Genomic DNA, 21,558 nt, shown 5'->3' with positions numbered 1-21,558 from the left:
CCTGCCAGCCAGTCATTGCCCATGAGGGGCGGTAGTCTTATTTCTTCTCGACGTGTCCGCCGAAACCGAAACGCTGTGCCGAGAGCACTTTCTCGGCAAAGTTGTTGCCGGACCGCGAACGGAAGCGCGTGAACAGCGCGGCCGTCATGACCGGAGCCGGGACGTCTTCCTCAATAGCGGCCTCGATCGTCCAGCGACCTTCACCAGAGTCCGCGACTTCGCCGGAGAACTCGTTGAGCGTTTCCGAACGGGTCAGGGCCTCAGCCGTCAGATCGAGCAGCCAGGACGACACGACACTGCCGCGACGCCATACTTCGGCAATATCGCCCATGTTGAGCTCGAACCGGTCTTTTTCCGCAAGAACGGGGGAGTTCTTGCTTTTCATGATATCGAAGCCCTCAGCGAAGGCCTGCATCATGCCGTATTCGATACCGTTATGGACCATCTTTACAAAGTGCCCCGAACCGGCAGGCCCACAGTGCAGATAGCCCTGCTCGGCCCGCGGATCATGACCCTTTTCGCCACGGCCCGGTGTGCGCGGCACGTCCCCGATGCCCGGCGCCAGCGCGCTGAGGATCGGATCAATATATTCGGCGGTCTCTTTCGTGCCGCCGAACATCATGCAGTAACCGCGTTCCAGACCCCAGACACCGCCTGAGGTGCCGACATCCACATAGGAGATGCCCTTTTCGGCCAGTTCGGCCGAACGACGGACGTCGTCCTTATAGTAAGTGTTGCCACCGTCGATGATGACATCCCCACGCCCCAGAAGGCCGCCGAGTTCCTGCACACAGGCCTCGGTGATGGCACCTGCCGGAAGCATGACCCACACCACGCGGTGTTCGTCACCTTCGAGCAGCTTCGCCATCTCGGCGACAGAACCGGCGGGGGTCGCACGCCCCGCTTCGCAGCGTCCGGCGACCGAAGCCGTCACTTCCGGCGTGCGGTCGTGCACGACGACATCATGTCCGTGGCGTGTCAGACGGACGGCAATATTGCCGCCCATCCGTCCCAGTCCGATGATTCCGATCCGCATGACTTATGCTCCTGCCAGTGCTTCGTGGATTGCCGTTTCCAGAGCTTTCAGCCCGTCTTCCAGCGGTCCATCGATATGAACGCGAAGGGCGCGACGGCCACGGGCCGCGAGCACTTCGAAATCGCCTCGTGCCTGCGCCGCCTTGACAACGCTGAAGCTGAAACCATGACCCGGAACCGGCACATCCGCCGCATCCGTCGCCGTGACCTGAAGGAACACGCCGCTGTCGGGTCCGCCTTTGTAGGCCTGACCCGTCGAATGCAGGAAGCGGGGTCCGAATTCGGCGGCTGTCGCCACTTTCAGCGTATCCCGCAGTTCCATACGAACGGACTGTGCCCAGTCCCGCGTCTGCTGATCGCGACGGATATAGGCGAGCAGACCGACATAGTCGCCCGGCTTCACACGATCAAAAAGGGTCTTGAGAATGGAGACCGCATCGCTTTTGCTGCCAGCAGCTTCCGTGTTCTTCGCATCCGCGTAGAAGGACAGCGGACCATCCTTCGCGAACGGCGTTTCCGGCGGCAGCGAGCCCGTTTCGGCATAGGCTGAGGTCAGCTTGCGCGTTTCGAGCTTGCTGAACTCAACGTCGGGCTGATCGAACGGATCAATCCCGAGAACCGCACCGGCTACAGCCGTTGCGAATTCGAACAGGAAGAACGCCTGTCCGATCTGGGACGCATCGGCCAGACGGATGGTGACGACCGGCGCACCAGCGGCCCGCAGAGCGCCGAGGCGACTGTCGGGAACGTCGTCGCCCAGCAGAAGGTCCACAAAAATGCGGTCCGTTCCATAGACATCCGGCGCGCCGAGTTCTTCCTCGTCGATGGGGATGAGGCCGAGGCCCTTCTTGCCGGTGCTTTCGGCGATGAGTTGTTCCAGCCATGCGCCCAGCGACGCAATGCCGTCAGAGGCGAGGATCGTCACCTTGTCGCGGCCAAAGCAGTGCGCGGCATGACCGAGGATCAGGCCCAGAACCGCACCCGGATTGGCAGCCGGAGGCGCGCTTCCGTCACAGGATTCCACCATCAGGCGCGTGACCGTCAGCAGCTTGCGAACGTCAATGCCGCTTGCCGCCGCCGGAACGAGGCCGAAATTGGACAGGACGGAGTACCGGCCGCCGATTTTCGGATCGCCGTAGAACACGCGCCAGAAGCCGTTTTCCTCGGCCACTTTCTGCATGTGCGAACCCGGATCGGTGATGGCGATGAAGCTGTCACCCGGCTTCTTGCCCAGAGCCTGACCGGCCACCTGCCAGAAATGCGCGAACAGGATGTTCGGCTCCAGCGTACCGCCAGACTTGCTGGCCACGATGAACAGCGTGTTCTTCGGGTCGATGGCTTTCTCGAACGCCGTGACCTGCTGCGGGTCCGTACTGTCGAGAACATGCAGCTTCGGCCAGCCTTCGCGCTGTCCGAACGTCTCGGCCAGAACCTCAGGACCGAGGCTCGAACCACCCATGCCCAGGAGCAGGATATCCTTGAAGCCGCGACTGCGGACATCGCGGGCCAGAACCTCCAGTTCTTCGACGTTCCACAGACGGTCCTGCACGATCGTCAGCCAGTTCAGCCAGTCGGCTTCCGGGCCGTTCGTCCAGACCGACGGATCTTTCTGCCAGATCCGGCGCAGACCGCCGCTCTGGCTCCAGTCCTTTTCCGCACCGGCGACATCGTCGCGCAGTTCGGGCGGCAGGTCGGCGCTGACACGCAACAGACGCTTGCCGATAACGGCCTCGCGCTTGGTTGCCACAGCCGTCAGCAGAGTGTCGAACGACACGCTGAATGCCGCACAGCCTTCCTTGACGAGCTTCGTGGTCACGCCATCCAGATCCAGACCAAGACGTTTGGCCTCAGACAGAACATGCCGCGCCTGTTCGACATTCTCGGTCAGGCTGGCACGCGCTTTGCCGTGATCGCGGAACGCATCGAACGTTGCAGGCGGAATGGTGTTGACCGTCTCCGGTCCGATCAGCTCTTCGACATACAGAACGTCGGAATAAGCCTTGTCCTTGGTGCCGGTGCTGGCCCAGAGCAGACGCTGCGGGTTGGCGCCCTTTTCGGCCAACGCCTTCCAGCGCGGGCTGTTACGGACTTCGAGATAATACTGATAGGCCAGCTTGGCGTTGGCGATTGCAACCTTGCCGCGAATGGCCTTCAGAGCCTCGGCCTCCGCATCGCCAGCCGCGATGCGACGGTCGATTTCCCCGTCGATCTTGGCATCGATACGACTGACGAAGAACGATGCCACACTGGCAAGACGCGAGATGTCTTCGCCACGGGCCGCGCGATCTTCAAGACCGGCAATATAGGCTTCCAGCACCGCCTTGTAAGCATCAAGCGAGAACAGCAGCGTCACATTGACATTGATGCCGTCCGCGATGGCGTCACGAATGGCGCCCGTGCCTTCAGACGTCCCGGGGATCTTGATCATCAGGTTTTCACGCCCGACAGCCTTCCACAGACGCCGCGCTTCCGTGATCGTCCCGTGTGTGTCGAACGCCAGATAGGGCGAGACTTCGAGGCTGACGTAGCCGTCCAGCCCCTTGGTCTTTTCGAACACCGGATACAGAACCGCGCAGGCGGACCGGATGTCGTCGATGGCGAGATGTTCGTACAGATCGCCGGGGGGCAGGCCTTCGCCTTCCAGCAGCTTGCGGATCTGCGGATCGTATTCGGTGCCGTGTCCGATGGCCTTCTCGAAGATGGCCGGGTTGGACGTGACGCCCCGCAGGCCGTCTTCATCCACCAGCTTGCGGAGGCTTCCATCCTCCGTAAAGCTGCGCTGAATGAAATCCAGCCAGGGGGACTGGCCGTATTTCTCAAGCTCGCGCAGCACGCTGCCGACTTCGTTCAGACCGGTATTGGAGATTGTGTCTGCCACAGGATCTCTCCCTTACTTGCCGCGCAGGGCCTGACGCTTTGCTGCGTCAAGAACCGCTTCAGGCGTGAAACCGAATTTCGTGAGAAGTGCGGAGGCCGGAGCCGACGCACCGAACGTATTCATCGCGATGATCGCACCGCCGATGCCGACATACCGATCCCAGCCGAACGCCGCGGCCTGTTCGACCGCAACGCGGCCGATGACATCCGGCGGCAGGACGGAATCGCGGTATTCCTGGCTCTGCTCTTCGAAGAGATCGAAGCTCGGCATGGAGACGACGCGGGCCTTGATGCCCTCTTCTGTCAGCTTTTCGTAAGCCGTCACCACGAGACTGACTTCCGAACCCGAAGCGATCAGGATCACGTCGGGCTTGCCGTCACAGCTCGCCAGAACATAAGCACCCTTCGCAAGACCGGCGGCGGACGCATATTTCGTGCGGTCAATCGTCGGCAGGTTCTGACGGCTCAGAGCGAGCACGGCAGGCTTGTGCGTCATCGGGATCAGCGTCCGCCAGGCTTCGGACACTTCGTTCGCGTCGGACGGACGGATCGTCATGATGCCCGGCGTGGCGCGAAGCTGTGCGAGCTGCTCGATCGGCTGATGAGTCGGCCCGTCTTCACCCACGCCGATGGAGTCATGCGTGAAGATATACAGAACCGGCAGTTCCATGATGGCCGACAGACGGATCGGCGCCTTCATGTAATCGGAGAAGATCAGGAAGCCCGAACCGTAGGAGCGGATGCCCGACAGCGCGATACCGTTGCAGATGGAACCCATCGCATGTTCGCGCACACCGAAATGCAGGTTCCGGCCGCCATAGGTGCCGTTCCATTTTTCCGGCTGGAAGGAGCCGCCGCCCTTGATGTCCGTCTTGGTGGACGGCGTGAGGTCAGCAGAGCCGCCGATCATCCAGGGCAGGTTCTTCGCAACCGCGTTCAGAACCTGACCCGAGCTTGCACGCGAGGCAACGCCCTTGGCATCGGCTTCGAAAGTCGGGATGTCCTTGTCCCAGCCTTCCGGCAGACGATGCTCGATGATGCAGTCGATTTCAGCCGCAAGGTCCGGATGGGCTTCACGATAGGCCGAGAACAGCTCTCGCCATTCCGCATTAGCTTCCGCGCCACGCTTGCCGAGACCTTCGGCGAAATGCTCCTTCACACCGTCCGGGACATAGAAGTCCGGAGCATCTTCCGGCCAGCCATAGGCGGCCTTCGCACCCTTGATTTCTTCCGCACCCAGCGGCTCGCCATGTGCCGAAGCCGTACCGGCCTTCTTGGGCGCGCCGTAGCCGATGACCGTCTTGAGCACGATCATGCTCGGGCGATCCGTCACTGCACGGGCTGCTTTCAAGGCTGCGAGAATGGCCTCGACATCGTTGCCGTCCGGCAGCGTCTGGACATGCCAGCCATAGGCTTCAAAACGCTTGCCCACGTTTTCCGTGAAGGCCAGATCCGTTGAACCCTCGATGGAAATCTGGTTTGAATCATAGATCCAGGTCAGGTTCCCAAGTGCGAGATGGCCAGCGGTGGACGCGGCTTCCGAAGCTACACCTTCCATCATGTCGCCATCGCCACAGAACACCGTGACGTGATAGTCGAACAGCTTGAAGCCCGGGCGATCATAGCGCGCGGACATCCATTTCTGCGCGATCGCCATGCCGACGGAATTGCCGCAACCCTGTCCGAGCGGACCGGTCGTGGTTTCTACACCAGCGGTAAAGCGGTATTCCGGATGACCCGGCGTCTTGGAGTTCAGCTGACGGAACTGCGAGAGATCCTCGACAGTGAGGGACGGCGCATCAACGACCTTGCCATCCTGAATATCCTTCACGCCTGTGAGGAACAGGGTGGAGTACAGCAGCATCGACGCGTGACCGACCGAAAGCACGAAACGGTCACGGGCAGGCCAGCACGGATCGGCCGGATCGTATTTCAGATCATGCTGCCAGACCGCATACATCGCGGGGGCGAGAGCCATGGCCGTGCCGGGATGGCCGGAATTGGCGCGCTCGACACCTTCCATCGAAAGAGTGCGGATCGTATTGATGGTGAGCTGAGGAAGCGTACTCATCGGAATGGAATCTCCGGCTTGTGACTGACAGGAAGAAACGCAACGATATCTTCCATACCTTCTGCTGCCACGGCATGACGCGAAGTCGCGACAGACGCAATGGCTGATCGGTAAACCATATTGTGAAACACGCTCTTGTGCTTGAAGACAACCTGCCACACTTCGACGGTCGTCATTACCGAAACCCCGAAGAATGGCGCCCGGACGAGACGCGAACGTCCCGCAGTCCCTCGCAGCGGATCGGGAACATCTTCCGCTGGCAGATGGGCCTCAGGCCACGCTGGCCGGATGCCCTTCCCCCGCAGAAACCCTACGATCAGGTCGCGCCTGCTCCGGGGGAATGCTGTGTCACGTTTGTCGGTCATGCGACCGTTCTGCTCCAGTTTGGCCGTGCAGGACGCGCGCCTCTGCGGATCATCACAGATCCGGTCTTTTCCGAACGCTGCTCCCCCTTCCGCAGTTTCGGTCCCCGCCGCGTCTGCCCGCCCGGCATCGCGCTGGATGCCCTTCCCCGCATCGACATCATCCTCGTCTCGCACTGCCATTATGACCACATGGACCTGCCGAGCCTGCGGGCACTGGCCGAACGTGACGATCCGCTCTGCATTTCCCTTCCGGGCAACCGTCGCCATCTGAAAAAGGCCGCTCTTCCGCGCATCGTCGAACTGGACTGGTGGGACGGCACGACTGATGACGGTGCCCGCATCACAGCCACGCCCGCGCTGCATGGAAGCGCACGCACGCCGTTCGATTCCAACCGCGCGCTCTGGGGCGGTTTCATGATCGAAGCGGATGGCCACACTGTCTTTTTCGCGGGCGACACGGCCTGGGGTAAACATTTCGACGCGATCCACCGTCGCTGGCCGGATATCGACCTCGCCATCCTGCCCATCGGGGCCTACGAGCCGCGCAACCTGATGCGCCGCGTTCACATGTCCCCCGAAGAGGCGCTCATGGCTTTCGATACTCTCAAAGCCAAACGGGGATTGCCAATCCATTTCGGCACGTTCCAACTCACCGACGAGGCCATTCTGGAGCCGCCCACCCGTCTGGAATTCGCCTGCCGACCCGCTGGCCGTCCTTTCAGGGCGCTGGAAAACGGTGACAGCCTCACTCTTCCGTCAGTTGACACAAAAAGCTAAACTGCCCTCCGACATCCCTTCCCCGGATTTTCTGTCATCGGGGACACCGCCATGTGGAAACCGTCATGAACGCCCAGAACGTCACTTTCACGTCAGACCAGATCACCGCCCTGTTCATCGACGCGGCCCGTGAAGGCGATACCGACCTCCTGACCCAGTTTCTGGATGCTGGCATGGCCATCGATACGCCGGACAGCCGTGGCTATACCGCCCTGATCGTCGCCACCTACAACGGCCACACGGACGCCACGCGCCTGCTGCTGGATCGCGGGGCCGACACGGAAGCCACCGATCTCAAGGGAGCCACCGCACTTTCGGGCGTCGCGTTCAAGGGCCTGACCGATATCGCGTCACTTCTGCTCGATCACGGCGCCGAGGTGGATCACGCCAATCATGCCGGGCGCACGCCGCTGATGTTTTCCATCATGTTCAACCGCGAAGACATGGCGAAAAAGCTTCTTGCCGCTGGAGCTAACCCGGACCTGAAGGATGCGGACGGCGTTTCCGCCCGTGATCTGGCCGAACGCCAGCTCATGACCGGCCTGTTCGCCGGAGCGTCCGCATGAGTCGTTTCTGGAACCGCCGCGTTCAGGATCTGCACCCCTATGTGCCGGGCGAACAGCCCAGACTCGCGGACCTGCTGAAGCTCAATACGAACGAGTCTCCCTATGGTCCGAGCCCAAAAGTGCTTCAAGCCATCCGGGACGTAGCGTCTGACGACCTGCGCCTTTATCCGGACCCGACAGCAGCAGACCTGCGGGAGACGATTGCGACCCGGTTCGGCACCACCGCCGATCGCGTTTTCGTCGGCAATGGCTCCGACGAAGTTCTGGCCCATGCCTTCCGCGCGCTGTTCCACGACGACGCGCCGGTCCTGTTCTCGGACGTGACCTACGGCTTTTATCCGGTTTATTGCGGCCTGTTCGACCAGCCGTTCCGCCACATCCCGCTCAATGACGATTTTACGATCGACATCGACTCCTACAATGGCGACTGCGGCGGAATCGCCGTCGCCAACCCGAATGCCAATACGGGAATCGCCCTGTCGCTTGAGCAGATCGAAACGCTCATCAAGCGCCATCCGGACCGGACCGTCATCATTGACGAGGCCTATGTCGATTTCGGTGCCCAGTCCGCCATTGAACTGACACATCGTCATGACAATCTTCTGGTCGTCCAGACGCTCTCAAAGTCCTACGCTCTGGCAGGACTGCGTGTGGGCTTTGCGATCGGTTCTCCGGAACTGATCGAGGGTCTCATCCGCGTCAAGGACAGTTTCAATTCCTATCCCCTCTCCCGCCCGGCACAGGCCGGGGCCATCGCCGCGATTCAGGATACCGAGTGGCTCGCAGACATCACGGCCCGCCTCGTTGCAAGCCGTGACCGGCTGGTTCCACAACTGCAAAATCTTGGCTTCCAAGTCCTGCCATCCTGTGCCAATTTCATTCTTGTGCACCACCCGGAGCACAAGGCCGGAGCCATCGCCGCAGCCCTGCGCGAGCGTGCGATCCTTGTCCGGCACCTCTCCACCCCGCGCATCCAGGACTGGCTGCGTATCTCGATCGGAACGGACGAATCCTGCACCCGCCTGACTGACGTTTTGCGGGACATCCTCTCCTCCCGATCCTGAATTAACCGGACGGTAATGCTCCGTCCCCCATAATCATGAGCCAGACAGGGCCAGACGGGCGCGTTTATGCGCGCTCCATCCCGCCACCCTCCGGGTGGGTGAACGGGAGGCCCATGAATGTTTCATGCGGAAAGACCGAATACATGCGTGCATTTCAGGGACAGATGTCCGACAACCAGCCTATTCGCCGCAATCAGGCCGAAAAGGAAAAGCAGCTTCGGGACCTCAAGGAAACGATCGCTTCCATGAAGTCCCACACGTCTCCGACGCTGAAGGAAAGCATTCAGCGCCGCATTCGTGAGCTGGAAACCGAACTGCGCACCATCGCGCGCGAAAAAGCCGCGAAGGCCGCAAACCCGGACGCCCAGTCCGACCGCCAGCGCCGTCCGCCGCGCCGTAACACGATCCGTTCCATGTAAAGGATGGTCGCAGAGAGGCTGGTACGCAATTCCTCCCTACCAGCCTCTCTGCTTCAAGGCACCTGAACAGCGTCCCCGTGTGTCTCTGACGCCCGGTCCCATGCCGGCCCCATCAAACGTAGCCTCGTAGAGTGCAGGCCGTCCGTCTCGGTCAGAACGTAATAGGCGGTATATTGTCCGGTTGGTTTTCCCGGACGATCCATCAGCGCCTTGAAAACATTGCGGTCCGCCGTCATCTGCGTTCTATCCCCGACCAAGGGCTGATTCCACATTTCCAGCGCTTCAGGCGCCCGTGCCCGGTCAATCATCAGGCAGTTCGGATCCACGAACCCGCCGTAGCTTTCGCGGAAAATCCCCCCTCCGATTCCGACCGACTCCCACTGATCCTCACAGATTGGCTTCAGTGTTTCCGGATGCACGAACCAGCGTCCTGCCCACGCCCAGTCCTGTCCTTCAATCGCCGCCAACAGAGAGGACAGATGGTCTGGCGCCCACCAGTTATCATCGTCGAGATAGGCAATGCGTGGAGCATTCGAAAGCTGGCTGAGCACGCTGCGCAATACGCCGCCGTCCCTTGCCCGCCCGAACCCTCCATGACGCTGTGACGTGGAATAGCCGGGCCAGAGCACTTCGACGGCCCAGCTCGGTGGCCGCCCTTCGATCGCGCGCTGAATCAGATCATCGGCACCGTCTTCTGGAGGGCGGTCCAAACCAATCATGATCTGAACCCTCAGATTTCCCGTCTGCTGAAAAACAGACTGGACCGCCCGGACAATGGTAGGCCTCAGAAGGCTTGGCATGACAACCGCCACATCGAAAGGGCGCTGGTCGAGCGTGCCTGGATCAGCGAAAATATGAAGTCCGGGTTTCATGTCCGGCACGATACTGCGCCCTCAAAGCCCTGTCACCTCACGCGCTGCTCTCTTGCACTTCAACGCTACAGGGCACACCATGAGGGTCAGAATGATCACTGCGAAAGAGTCCAACGTGTCCGCTCCCTCTACCTTTTCGCACGAACAGCTACTCGACCGTCTGGGCGAGGTCGCCGTCCGCGTTGGCCTGAACATCTCGCCGGGCCAGCAGCTCCTCATTACCGCACCACTCACGGCCGTCGCACTGGTCCGACGCGTCACGGAACACGCATACAAAGCCGGAGCTTCACTCGTCACGACCTTGTATGCGGATGATGAAACCACGCTCGCACGTTTCATCCATGCCCCGGACGACGCCTTCGACGTCGCTCCGACATGGCTGGCTGAGGGTATGGCGCGCGCGTTCCGCGAAGGCGCAGCTCGCATGGCCATCACCGGCGCCAACCCGACGCTGCTCAAAGGACAGGACCCCGAACGCATCGCACGCGCCAACCGCGCCAGTTCCAAGGCAAACCGCCCGGCGATGGAAATCATCACCCAGTTCGCCGTGAACTGGAACATCATCGCCTGCGCCACACCAGCCTGGGCCGAACAGGTCTTCCCGGACCTCCCCCCGGAAGACGCCCTCGCAGCCTTGTGGGACGGTATCTTCAAAGCATCTCGCGTGGACGTGGCCGATCCCGTCGCCGAGTGGAAAGCCCATAACGCCGCCCTGCATGCCCGGGCGAAATTCATGAACGACAGCCGCTTCGATGCCCTACATTTCAGCGGCCCGGGCACAGATCTGACGGTCGGCCTTGCGGACGGACATCTCTGGGCAGGCGGTTCGGAAAAATCCGGCAATGGCATCATCTGCAACCCGAACATCCCGACCGAGGAAATCTTCACGACCCCGCATCGCAGCAAGGTCAACGGCCGCGTCAGCAGCACCAAGCCGCTGTTCCATCAGGGAACTTTGATCGACGAAATCTCGGTGCGCTTTGAAAACGGCCGCATTGTCGAAGCAACCGCCAGTCAGGGCGAGGACGTGCTCAAGCGGATCCTCGATACCGATGAAGGCGCGGCACGGATTGGCGAAGTTGCTCTCGTACCGCACTCCTCCCCCATATCGGCCAGCAAGATCCTGTATCGGAACACGCTGTTCGATGAGAATGCGTCCAGCCATATCGCACTCGGCCAAGCCTACACGAAGTGCATGGTCGATATCGAAGGTCTGACGCCGGAAGAACTTCTGGAACGGGGCGTCAACGACTCCCTTATTCATATCGACTGGATGATCGGTTCGGACAAAATCGATCTTGATGGCCTCAAGAACGGCAACCGCGTGCCGCTGATGCGCGCTGGAGAATGGGTGCAGGTATGACATTTTTCCGCATGACTGGCCTTACAGGCCTTTTCGTCTCTGTCGCGATGCTGCCTCTGGCCGCACAGGCACAGTCTTATCCGCAAGCCGGCTATCCTGCTCAGGGGGGCACCACAAGCCAGACCCAGATCGATGGTAGCGTGCCGCTTCAGGGAACACCGCAGCAGACTCCTCAGATCCCGCCGCAGGTCCGTGCCGATATGGAGCACGCCATGCAATACCCCCTGCCGCCGGACTTCATGACCCGTGCGGCGGCAACGATCGCCGAGCTTCAGGCCCGCAACATCCAGCCCCCCAACTCGCACGGCGCAGGACTGGCCGAGACAATCAGCCGCATCAGCCAGATCCCCGGACTTGCGCCCGTCCTGCAAAGCCACGGCTTCACGCCCGAAAGCTTCGTGATGGGCATGACGACCTTCGGCATGACCCTTGCCGCCAGCAACGGCCAGCTTCCAGCCGGAATGCCAAGCCCCAACCCCGCCAATGTCGCGCTTTTCAAAGCGCAACCCCAACAGGTTACAGCCCTGATGCAGGCCATGGGCAACCCACCGCACTGAATACAAAACCGCGGCCGTGCTTCCAGCAGGATGACATGGCCGCTTCAGTCTCCGAAAAAGATCCGAATGCCCATCAAACTCGACCCCGCACTCCTCCCTGCCCTGGATATCCTTGGCATGGCCCAGTCCGGCGCCCTTCTTCGTGCCGAGCGGGAGACGCCATCAGATGGTATTCCCGCTTTCGTCACCCGTGCGGGCTGGGACGAACTCGCTGCGACACATGCCGCAAACCACAATGCTCCCCACAGTGTGCTTCTTCCGGCGCTCGAAAAAGCCGTCTCACGGATTCTGACTCACGCGGCCCAAAACGCGTCGCAGACGGGCGAAATGACGCCTGTCATCACGCTGCAAAGCGATCTTTTTCCCAGCGATCCTGATCTTGTTCTAGCCTTCGTCCGTGATAGCACCCATCCCGTAGCCTGCGCCCTGATTGGCACAGCCACGCAGATCGAGGCAGCCCTCCGCAGTCGGGATGCTGCTCAGGACTGACTGAACTGGCGAATGGCCAGTTCATCCAGCGCATTCTGTTCTTTTTTGAGCTCCGCCTGCCGCTCTTCTTCCTGCCGTTCTTCCTTCAGAGTTTTGACGGCTTCCATGGCAGCTCTCGCGATAATCAGTGCCGACCGCACGGTTTCACGATCCAGCGCGGCCTCGCGGCAGCGTGCCTGTGCTTCGGCAACAGCCTGCCGCCCCGCAGGAAGCCAGCGGCTAAAGGCTTCCACAGCACCATCCCCCGCCGTTGGACTGGAGGCAATCCGCTGCTCGCTCAAGATTTCTTCCTGAGCCGCCGACAGCTTTTCTTCCGCAGCCGTCTCACGCGCAACGGCCTCCGCAAAACTTCTTTCAACCAGATCAAGCTCCTGCTCACGCAGGGTAATGAGGGTGTCGAGAGGTGAATATTCCATCCTGAAGGGTCCTTTACGCCGCATTTAAAGGATTGGTTTGCGGAATCGTCTGCATAATCTGGGCCAGTTGTTCAAAAGCCTCCGCACGCGTCGACCGCTCGTTTCGCCCCTGAGACAGGAACTGGTTCAGCTTGGGCATCAACGTGATGGCCTCGTCAACCTCACGATCAGTGCCTGACTTGTAAGCGCCAAGACGGATCATATCCGCCATACGCTGATAGGTCGCCATCGCTGCGCGCGCACGTTGAGTAAGGGCGTTTTCCTCAGGGGAATTGCACCCCGGCACCGCACGGGACAGGGAGCGCAGGACATCAATGGCGGGATAGCGTCCCTGTTCACCGATCTTGCGATCCAGAATGATATGACCATCCAGAATACCGCGCACCGCATCTGCAACCGGCTCGTTCTGGTCATCTCCCTCCACCAGCACAGTAAAGAGAGCCGTAATCATCCCCTGATCGGGATATCCCGGACCTGCGCGTTCCAGAAGGCGGGGCAGTTCGGCAAACACGGAAGGCGGGTAACCACGCGTCGCAGGGGGCTCCCCTGCAGAAAGACCAATTTCACGCAGCGCCATGCAAAACCGCGTCACGCTATCCATCAAAAGCAGAACCGACTTACCCTGATCCCGGAAATATTCCGCAATCGCCATGGCAGACAGCGCTGCTTCACGACGCATCAGTGGGGGTGAATCCGATGTTGCAATCACCAGAACGCTCCGGGCCAACCCTTCGGGCCCAAGATCGTCCTCAATAAATTCTCGAACTTCTCGCCCGCGCTCACCCACAAGCGAAATCACGGCGACATCACATTCCGCCCCCCGCGCCAGCATGGAGAGCAGGGTCGATTTCCCAACACCCGACCCGGCGAAAAGCCCAAGCCTCTGACCGCGACGACAGGTCGTGAACGCATCAAGAGCGCGCACTCCGAGATCAATCCGTTCTCCCAGGCGTGCCCGACTGGCCGCGTTAGGGGGCGGACACTGGATCGCCTGACTCTTGATCGCAGGGAACAAAGGTCCTTTTCCATCAATCGGCTGCCCCAGCGGGTCCACCACCCGCCCCAGCCAGCTTGAATTAACTCTCAGGCCACCGTCACGACGGCTGAGGGGAATTCTGGCCTCACAACCTGGGCCAATCCCATCCAGCGCACCAAACGACATCAGGCGCGCAACATCTCCCTGAAATCCCACAACCTCAGATTGTACAATCCGCCCGTCACGCGCCTTAACCGCGACTCGATCCCCAATCGTGATGAATCCATCGAGTCCGATCACGGTCATGCAAAGACCCACAACGTCTTTCACGCTTCCTTCAACCCAGTCGCAGGTGAAGTTCGTGAGCATTTCAAGCAGCTTGGCGTAATCGCTCATAAAGGCAGTTTTCGACCGTTTCCTGCGGATTATTCCGACTTCTCGACCCTACAACCCTATCGTTAAGAGGAGCTTAATGTTCCCTTTTAACGAGAATAATAATGACAATTTTACGATTTTTGATCCATGTCTATCGACAGACACAACCTTGGGTAGTAACCATTGGTTCACCAAGCCGGGAGTTGAAACATGCGTATCCTTCTTGTCGATAGCGATCAGTCCGCCGCCGCCACATTGTCCCAGACACTGCGTAACGCGACCTTTACCGTCGATCATACGCCCTCTGGCGAAGAGGCCATCGAGATGCTGCGCCACTACGATTATGACGTGGTTGTGCTCGAACTGATGCTGAACGATCTGGAAGGTTATGAAGTCATCCGGCGCGTTCGGGCAGCACGTATCACGACGCCGATCCTCGTCCTTTCGGCGCTGCTTCGCTCCCAGGCCAAGATCCGGGCTTTTTCCATGGGCGCTGATGATTACATGACGAAGCCTTATGACGCAGGCGAACTGGTCGCACGTCTTCAGGCCGTCATGCGGCGTTCCCGGGGCTTTGCCGAGCCGAAACTGCGCGTCGGCAATCTGGAGCTGGATCTGAACGGCAAGAATGTTACCGTCGATGGCGCAGCCTTGCATCTGACAGGCAAGGAATACGCCATTCTGGAGCTTCTGGTGATCCGCAAAGGGTCCGTCCTGACCAAGGACGCGTTCCTCAATCACCTTTATGGCGGCATTGATGAACCGGAAATGAAGATCATTGACGTCTTCATCTGCAAGCTACGCCGGAAACTACAGAATGTCGGTGCGGGCAACCTGATCGCCACCGTCTGGGGACGTGGCTACATCCTCCGGGAAGACGATGTCGCAGAGACGGCTGCGCTCGCCAGCCTGCCTCCAGCAGTCACCGCACCCATCGTCGAAGCAGTCGTCTGATCTTTTGAGATCAGACGACTGGCCTGACACGCATAACGGGTGATGTCAGGCGCTTTCAGACATGAGCAATGGCGCGAATGATATCGCAGACATGATCAACCACTTCATGCACGAGCGCCTCGTCTTCTGCTTCTACCATAACGCGAATCAGCGGTTCCGTTCCGCTGGCGCGCAGAACAAGACGGCCACTCCCGGCCAGGCGTTCATCCGCCCAGGCCTTTGCAGCAGCAAGGTCTGGACTGCCCATCGGGCTGGCTCCTGAATAACGGACGTTTTTCAGGAGTTGCGGATACGGCGTGAAGAAACGGCAGATTTCACTGGCCGATCGCTTGGTTTCCACAGACACGGCCAGAACTTGCAAGGCGGCGATCAGACCGTCTCCTGTCGTGGCATAATTCGACAAAACCATATGTCCGGACTGCTCACCTCCGAGATTGGCCCCAATCTCGCGCATCCGCTCCACGACATACCGATCACCAACCGATGTCCGCTGAAGCTCAAGCCCTTTTTCCGCCAGAGCTTTTTCCAGCCCCATATTGGACATCACGGTCGTAACCACAGTGTTGCCGCGCAACCGTTCATGTTGCTTCCAGAAGGAAGCGATCAAACCGATGATCTGGTCTCCATCAACGAGATCACCATTTTCATCTGCGATCAGAACCCGGTCCGCATCGCCATCCAGGGCAATGCCGAAATCCGCACCATGCTCCCGCACCGCCGCGCACAGGGTTTCCGGATGGGTCGATCCCACGTCGTCGTTGATGTTCAGGCCATCGGGCTCACAACCGATCTTGATGACCTCTGCCCCCAACTCCCACAATGCTTTGGGTGCCACGCGGTAAGCAGAGCCATTGGCACAATCAATGACGATCTTCAGGCCATCCAGACGCAACCCTCGTGGGAACGACGCCTTTGCGTTCTCGATGTAACGACCAGCCGCATCCGTCAGGCGGGAAGCGCGTCCAATCCGTTCCGGAGAGGCCAGTCGGGCAGAAAGATCCTGAGCCATCAGGTCTTCGATTTCGCCTTCAACTTCGTCCGAAAGTTTGAAACCATCCGGCCCGAACAGCTTGATCCCATTATCCGTAAAAGGATTGTGGGACGCTGAGACCATGACCCCAAGATCGGCCCGGAGAGAACGGGTCAGCATGGCGATGGCAGGCGTGGGCAGCGGACCAACCAGGATGACGTCCATCCCTGCCGACAGGAAACCCGCAACCAGAGCACATTCCAGCATATAACCTGAAAGGCGCGTATCCTTGCCCAGAACGACACTGTGTCGGCGATTCTGGCTTCGCATAAAATACAGACCCGCCGCCTGCCCCAGTCTCTGCGCGATTTCAACCGTCATGGGCGCGGTATTCGCCGTTCCCCGGATGCCATCAGTACCGAACAGAGACCTCTTGGTGGCCATAATGAAAAATCCTGCCTGTCTGCCAGAAATAAAAAAGGCGCGGCACCGGGGATAATTTCCTCGATGACGCGCCCGTTGGTGCGATTGGTTGCCTGATTAACCCGCCTGAGGCGCCGGATCAAACGCGCCAGGACGTGTGGTCGGAACGGATGCACGACGGTTATCAGGCACCTGTTCGTCATCCGCAGTCCGCTCGATAGCCTCACCGCGCATAATACGACCGACATCGTCACCCGTTAGCGTTTCATATTCCAGAAGCGCTGCGGTCAGACGATGCAGATCATCAAGACGGGTCGTCAGCAGATCATGGGCCTGCTTATAGGCCGTATCGATCAGAGCTTTGACTTCCTTGTCGATCTCTCGCGCGGTTTCTTCGGAAATGTTCTTGTTCTGCGTCACGGAATGACCAAGGAACACTTCCTGACCGTTATCGCCATAGGCGATCATGCCCAGCGTGTCGCTCATGCCCCATTCGGTCACCATGCGCCGTGCGAGATCTGTCGCACTCTTAATGTCACCCGATGCACCGGCGCTGACTTCCTCACGTCCGAAGATGATTTCTTCGGCAACGCGGCCACCCATGGCGATGACCAGTCGGGCCAGACACCATTTGCGGCTATAGGAAATGTTATCCTTCTCTGGCAGCGTCATGACCAGACCCAGCGCACGACCACGCGGCACGATTGTCGCCTTGTGGATCGGATCGCTGCCAGGAGTAAAAATCGCGCAGATGGCGTGGCCAGCTTCGTGATATGCCGTCGAACGCTTTTCGTCTTCGGTCATAACCATGGAACGGCGCTCCGCCCCCATCATGACCTTGTCTTTGGCTTCCTCGAACTGTGCCATACCCACGGTCCGGCGTCCCTGACGGGCAGCCATCAGGGCCCCTTCGTTCACGAGATTGGACAGATCCGCACCCGAGAAGCCCGGCGTTCCGCGCGCAATCACCTTCGGGTCCACATCCGAAGACAGGGGCACTTTCTTCATGTGAACGCGCAGGATCTTCTCACGACCGGCCACATCGGGGTTCGGCACCACGACCTGACGGTCGAAACGACCCGGACGCAGCAGAGCCGGGTCCAGAACATCCGGACGGTTGGTCGCGGCAATCAGGATAACACCTTCATTGCTCTCGAAACCGTCCATCTCAACCAGCATCTGGTTCAGAGTCTGCTCACGCTCGTCGTTACCGCCCCCAAGGCCTGCACCACGATGGCGGCCTACGGCGTCGATTTCGTCGATGAAGATGATGCAGGGCGCGGACTTCTTGCCCTGTTCGAACATGTCACGCACACGCGATGCGCCGACACCGACGAACATTTCCACAAAGTCCGAGCCGGAAATCGTGAAGAACGGAACGTTGGCCTCGCCCGCAATAGCGCGCGCCAGCAGCGTCTTACCTGTACCCGGAGGACCAACCAGCAGCGCCCCCTTGGGGATCTTGCCGCCTAGACGGGTGAATTTCTGCGGGTCGCGCAGGAACTCGACGATTTCCTGAAGCTCGGATTTCGCTTCGTCGATGCCCGCAACGTCTTCAAACGTCACACGGCCGGTCTTTTCCGTCAGCAGCTTGGCACGGGATTTGCCAAAGCCCATGGCCCGGCCACCACCGCCCTGCATTTGGCGGAAAACCATGAAACACAGACCCACCAGCAGCAGAACCGGCAGGTAAGCGCTGGCATAACGCAGAATCGGGCTTTCTCCGCTGTCCATCGGCTTGGCGGTCACTTCGACGCCAGCAGAAGTCAGACGGCCCGGAAGGCTCGGGTCAAGTGGGGCATAGGTCTCGAAAGACGTGCCGTTCGTCAGGGTTCCGGAGACATTCTGCTCCTGAATCACAACCGAACGCACCTGATGCTGGTCCACATCGTGAATGAAATCGGAATAGGCGATCTGCTGGGCTGCATGCTGTCCGCCACCGGGCTGGAAGGCTGTCAGCACTGCCATTCCGACCACGATGATGACCGCCCAGATCGCGACGTTACGGCCTAAATTGTTCATCTCGCTCTCTGTCGTCCTTCAGACTGTTCCGTCAGATGCAGTACGGGATCACCCCTCACAACTGGCCGACCGGTCACATTCTGCGTTGACTCCATAACATAAGCCTCCGCGTCCACGATCCTACCCCATCAAGGGCAGGAAAACGCATTTCTTGCATTTTTGAGGATCTTTTTATGCTGTGAGATGATTTTCTCCCGTCACGGGAACCGCGACAGCCCAGACAAAATCGGCCTCACCGGGCATTTGCCCTATTCGTGGCCACAGGATCAGCCGACCCTGATGCCACACACCCGGAAGACAGCGGGCAGCGGCATAGGGAATACCCAGCCTGCGCAGATCCAGTCCATGCACGGCGTCACCCAAAGGTCCGATCACACTGTCTGCCGGAATATCATGCGTCAGAAGACGCCAGCGTCCGTCCCACACACAACCTTCCCGTGCCACAACCGGGGCTGCAAGAGCGCGTTCCTCTCGAACGAGGATCACGCCGTTGCCAAAACGCCCGGCCGATTGAAGCTGAACTCCCGACAGCGTGCCGCATTCTTTTTCCAGCAACAGCCGCACGGCCTCTCGCGCGGGGCGGTACGCATGTCCTGAAACAAGCCGGATCAGAGCGGACAGAGTCTCTTCGTTCATCCCGGCCTGTTCCAGAAAAACCCATCCCTCGGGATGCCAGACGGCGTGGGATGCAAGATTTTTGGCCAGTACCGCCTCACGACTCCGGTTTTCCTGGCGTGCAGTCAGATGAAGGGTCTGGATATTGCGCCTTTGCTCAGGTGTCAGATCCTGCCGCCACCGCACCCGCTCGAACCGTCGGTTGGCATTCGACGGGTCCTCGATCCATGGCAGACCCGCGGCTTTCAAAGTCAGTCTCAGGCGCGATGGGTCAAGCGTTAAAAGCGGGCGGCACACCCGGATACGCCCCCGTACGGCACTCGGTTGAATACCGACCAACCCCAGAGGGCCGCTCGCGCGCAGGCTCCGCATCCAGACGGTTTCGTCCTGATCGCCCGCATGATGCGCCACAAGAAGATCCAGACACCCTGCTGCAACGCAGGCCGCCTCCAGCGCCTCGAACCGTGCCTCGCGCGCCCGTTCCTGCAACCGCCCTTTCGGAAACGGCGCGAGCGTCAGGAGGCGGGCGGGTACATCCATGACGGCAAGCCGTTCAACCGTTAGTCGTGCTTCGGCAGCCGATTCAGGCCGCAGGGCATGATCAACCACGAAAGCCACAATATTGCGGCGCCAGCGACGAGCCAGAAACGCGAGCGCCATAGAGTCGGCGCCCCCCGAAACGGCAAGGGCGACTGGCGCGTCCGGGATATCAGGTGGCCAAGGACCGAGACCTGACATCAGGTCCTGAAATTCGCATTCCCCGACCGGATGATCGGATCCTGCTTCCAACAACGAGGGTTTCAGTGACAGGCCGCACGGCTCCGGAATGTCGTCTCGGCGCTCTTCACCCGCGGCGCAGGGGCTGGGAATTCCGATTTCAGCTTATCAAGAGCCTGACACGCGGAGTTCTTGTCACCCAGCGCCAGCATCGAAGCGGCCACACCCAACAGGGAATCCTGCGCCTTCTGGGACTTCGGAGCCTTCGTATAGGCGTCATAATAAGCGACCGCAGACTGGCGATACTGCTTCTGCCCTGCCAGAGACTGGGCCAGAAGGAACTGGGCATCGACCTTGCCGGACAGACTATGGGCAGTTTTCACGGCAAAACGCGCATTGCTCTCTGCATCCGTATAATTCCCGGACCTGAGGGACGCATTCCCAACCTTCAACGCATCCAGAGCGGTTTTCGGCTGCTCGGCAGCGTCGGGAGTAACAGCGGAGCCTTTGTCCTCGGCTGCCGCAGGAGTTTTGGCTGGAGCAGGTGTCGAAGCCCCGCCACCGCCATTCTGGGAGGCAAACTGCATGTCCGAAATCTGTTTGGACACATTGGCCTGATTGTCGCGGACGGAATTGCTGAGCTGATCCAGTTCGCCACGCATCTGGCGGTTCTGTTCTTCCAGAGCCGAAACGCGTTCCAGAAGCTGCGCCGTCAGGTTGCCGTCACCCGCCGAAACCGGAGCCGCTGCCGTCGCACTGGGGGCACTCAGGCCGCCGCCATTCTGAACCTGTGAGAGCTGCTGACGCAGGGAGGCAATCTGGTTCTGCAAAGCAATCGCTTCGCGTGAGGAAATTTCCCCGCTATCCGGCGCATCCTGCGCCACGGCCGGAAGGGCGGGCGAAAGGACGGAAAAAGCTGTGCCCAGAAAGACGGCACGCAGGGAACGGGACAGCACCATAACGGATCTCCTGAGACAAACTCGCACTCACGGGCACGCAGGCAGGTCATGCGCACAACATGCGCCCAGTCATAAAACAGAAACGGCCGGGGGATAATCCCCCGGCCGTTCATCATCCCAGTCCGTCAGGCCTGAAACGTCGGTTCAGCGAACAGACGTGATGGCGTTACGGTTCTGTGCCCAGGCCTGCTCGTCGTCGCCATCGGCGGTCGGACGGTCCTTGCCGTAGGAGATCGTGGTGATGCGCGAAGCGCTCACGCCCTTGGCGACCAGATAGTCGCGGGCTGCGTTTGCACGACGCTGGCCGAGAGCAATGTTGTACTCTTCCGTGCCACGGTCATCGCAGTTGCCAGCGACCTGGATGCTGACCTGCGGGTACTTGGCGAGCCATGCAGCCTGCTTGTCCAGCGTAGCGCGGGCTTCTTCAGAGAGCTGGGACTGGTTCAGCTCGTAGAAGACGCGGTCGCCGACATTGGCAACCAGATCGGCTTCGCTGCCGGGCGTCGGGCCAGCTTCCTGAGCGACGGCGCCTGCGCCGTTGCTGTCACCCTTGTTGGTGTTGCCGTTGGAACAGGCTGCGAGAACAAGCGCCAGACCAAGCGCGCCAAATACCTTGAACTTCATGTGTCTCAATCCTGAGAACGGCCCCACAGCGGGAACCGAATGCGGAAAATGC

Annotated in this window: 19 protein-coding genes; 8 read left to right on the top strand and 11 right to left on the bottom strand. The window is 60.1% G+C overall.

All coding sequences use genetic code 11. The annotated features are described in order from the left end of the window. Positions 1-37: 37 nt before the first annotated feature. From gnd to tkt, 3 genes are read right to left on the bottom strand one after another with little or no spacing between them, the layout of a single operon-like run. Entirely contained in the window at positions 38-1,036 is a 999-nt protein-coding gene (gene gnd / locus JK176_RS00910) for a phosphogluconate dehydrogenase (NAD(+)-dependent, decarboxylating) (RefSeq protein WP_194261918.1), read from the bottom strand. 3 nt (positions 1,037-1,039) lie between these two features. Beyond that, positions 1,040-3,913 (bottom strand): bifunctional transaldolase/phosoglucose isomerase, encoded by a 2,874-nt coding sequence (locus tag JK176_RS00905; RefSeq protein ID WP_211585951.1) that lies wholly within the window; start codon positions 3,911-3,913, stop codon positions 1,040-1,042. A gap of 12 nt (positions 3,914-3,925) precedes the next feature. Next, entirely contained in the window at positions 3,926-5,983 is a 2,058-nt protein-coding gene (tkt, locus tag JK176_RS00900) for a transketolase (protein WP_211574036.1), read from the bottom strand. Between the two features lie 137 nt (positions 5,984-6,120). On the opposite strand from tkt, the gene JK176_RS00895 reads away from it, so the two are divergent. From JK176_RS00895 to JK176_RS00880, 4 genes are all read left to right on the top strand, one after another. After that, positions 6,121-7,125, top strand: coding sequence for an MBL fold metallo-hydrolase (locus tag JK176_RS00895; RefSeq protein WP_211586140.1), 1,005 nt, complete (start codon positions 6,121-6,123; stop codon positions 7,123-7,125). A gap of 65 nt (positions 7,126-7,190) precedes the next feature. Beyond that, entirely contained in the window at positions 7,191-7,691 is a 501-nt protein-coding gene (locus JK176_RS00890) for an ankyrin repeat domain-containing protein (protein ID WP_211585949.1), read from the top strand. Continuing rightward, positions 7,688-8,755, top strand: a complete 1,068-nt coding sequence (gene hisC, locus JK176_RS00885; protein WP_211585948.1) for a histidinol-phosphate transaminase — start codon at positions 7,688-7,690, stop codon at positions 8,753-8,755. The genes JK176_RS00890 and hisC overlap by 4 nt, the downstream gene beginning before the upstream one ends. Positions 8,756-8,898: 143 nt before the next feature. Beyond that, positions 8,899-9,174, top strand: coding sequence for a hypothetical protein (locus tag JK176_RS00880; RefSeq protein ID WP_062029124.1), 276 nt, complete (start codon positions 8,899-8,901; stop codon positions 9,172-9,174). 53 nt (positions 9,175-9,227) lie between these two features. On the opposite strand, the gene JK176_RS00875 is transcribed toward JK176_RS00880, so the two are convergent. After that, complete coding sequence (locus JK176_RS00875) at positions 9,228-10,046, bottom strand: glycosyltransferase family A protein (RefSeq protein ID WP_211585947.1); 819 nt, start codon at positions 10,044-10,046, stop codon at positions 9,228-9,230. 79 nt (positions 10,047-10,125) lie between these two features. Between JK176_RS00875 and JK176_RS00870 the strand changes: the two genes are divergently transcribed. The 3 genes from JK176_RS00870 (at position 10,126) to JK176_RS00860 (ending at position 12,455) form a co-directional block, all read left to right on the top strand. Beyond that, entirely contained in the window at positions 10,126-11,409 is a 1,284-nt protein-coding gene (locus tag JK176_RS00870) for an aminopeptidase (RefSeq protein ID WP_211586139.1), read from the top strand. Between the two features lie 11 nt (positions 11,410-11,420). Next, positions 11,421-11,966, top strand: coding sequence for a hypothetical protein (locus JK176_RS00865; RefSeq protein WP_249194084.1), 546 nt, complete (start codon positions 11,421-11,423; stop codon positions 11,964-11,966). Positions 11,967-12,032: 66 nt separating this feature from the next. Next, positions 12,033-12,455 (top strand): hypothetical protein, encoded by a 423-nt coding sequence (locus JK176_RS00860; RefSeq protein WP_211585945.1) that lies wholly within the window; start codon positions 12,033-12,035, stop codon positions 12,453-12,455. Here the strand turns inward: JK176_RS00860 and fliJ are convergent. Together fliJ and fliI are read right to left on the bottom strand one after the other, a co-directional pair. Beyond that, a complete protein-coding gene (gene fliJ, locus JK176_RS00855; protein ID WP_211585944.1) occupies positions 12,446-12,871 on the bottom strand; it encodes a flagellar export protein FliJ in 426 nt (141 codons plus the stop codon). The genes JK176_RS00860 and fliJ overlap by 10 nt on opposite strands. A gap of 13 nt (positions 12,872-12,884) precedes the next feature. Then, positions 12,885-14,243 carry a flagellar protein export ATPase FliI gene (gene fliI, locus JK176_RS00850; RefSeq protein WP_211585943.1) on the bottom strand — a complete coding sequence of 453 codons (1,359 nt, stop codon included), beginning with the start codon at positions 14,241-14,243 and terminating at the stop codon, positions 12,885-12,887. Positions 14,244-14,432: 189 nt separating this feature from the next. Here fliI and JK176_RS00845 point away from each other — a divergent pair, with 189 nt between their 5' ends. Beyond that, entirely contained in the window at positions 14,433-15,176 is a 744-nt protein-coding gene (locus tag JK176_RS00845) for a response regulator transcription factor (protein ID WP_211574027.1), read from the top strand. A 55-nt stretch (positions 15,177-15,231) separates the two neighbouring features. On the opposite strand, the gene glmM is transcribed toward JK176_RS00845, so the two are convergent. The 5 genes from glmM to pal all read right to left on the bottom strand — a co-directional run bounded on the left by glmM (position 15,232) and on the right by pal (position 21,506). Continuing rightward, complete coding sequence (gene glmM, locus JK176_RS00840; protein ID WP_211585941.1) at positions 15,232-16,590, bottom strand: phosphoglucosamine mutase; 1,359 nt, start codon at positions 16,588-16,590, stop codon at positions 15,232-15,234. A 96-nt stretch (positions 16,591-16,686) separates the two neighbouring features. Next, entirely contained in the window at positions 16,687-18,591 is a 1,905-nt protein-coding gene (gene ftsH, locus JK176_RS00835; RefSeq protein WP_099285457.1) for an ATP-dependent zinc metalloprotease FtsH, read from the bottom strand. Between the two features lie 171 nt (positions 18,592-18,762). Beyond that, entirely contained in the window at positions 18,763-19,944 is a 1,182-nt protein-coding gene (gene tilS / locus JK176_RS00830) for a tRNA lysidine(34) synthetase TilS (protein WP_211585939.1), read from the bottom strand. Positions 19,945-20,006: 62 nt separating this feature from the next. Continuing rightward, complete coding sequence (locus tag JK176_RS00825; protein ID WP_211585938.1) at positions 20,007-20,882, bottom strand: tol-pal system YbgF family protein; 876 nt, start codon at positions 20,880-20,882, stop codon at positions 20,007-20,009. A 144-nt stretch (positions 20,883-21,026) separates the two neighbouring features. Next, the gene (pal, locus tag JK176_RS00820; protein ID WP_062029150.1) at positions 21,027-21,506 is read right to left on the bottom strand and encodes a peptidoglycan-associated lipoprotein Pal; all 480 of its coding nucleotides are present in this window, start codon (positions 21,504-21,506) and stop codon (positions 21,027-21,029) included. Between the last annotated feature and the right edge of the window lie 52 nt (positions 21,507-21,558).

This window comes from Gluconobacter sp. Dm-73 (genome assembly GCF_018256215.1).
In the GTDB taxonomy this organism is placed as follows: domain Bacteria; phylum Pseudomonadota; class Alphaproteobacteria; order Acetobacterales; family Acetobacteraceae; genus Gluconobacter; species Gluconobacter cadivus.
Note: the sequence above shows the minus strand (reverse complement) of the source record. Positions and strands in the feature narration are given on the sequence as shown.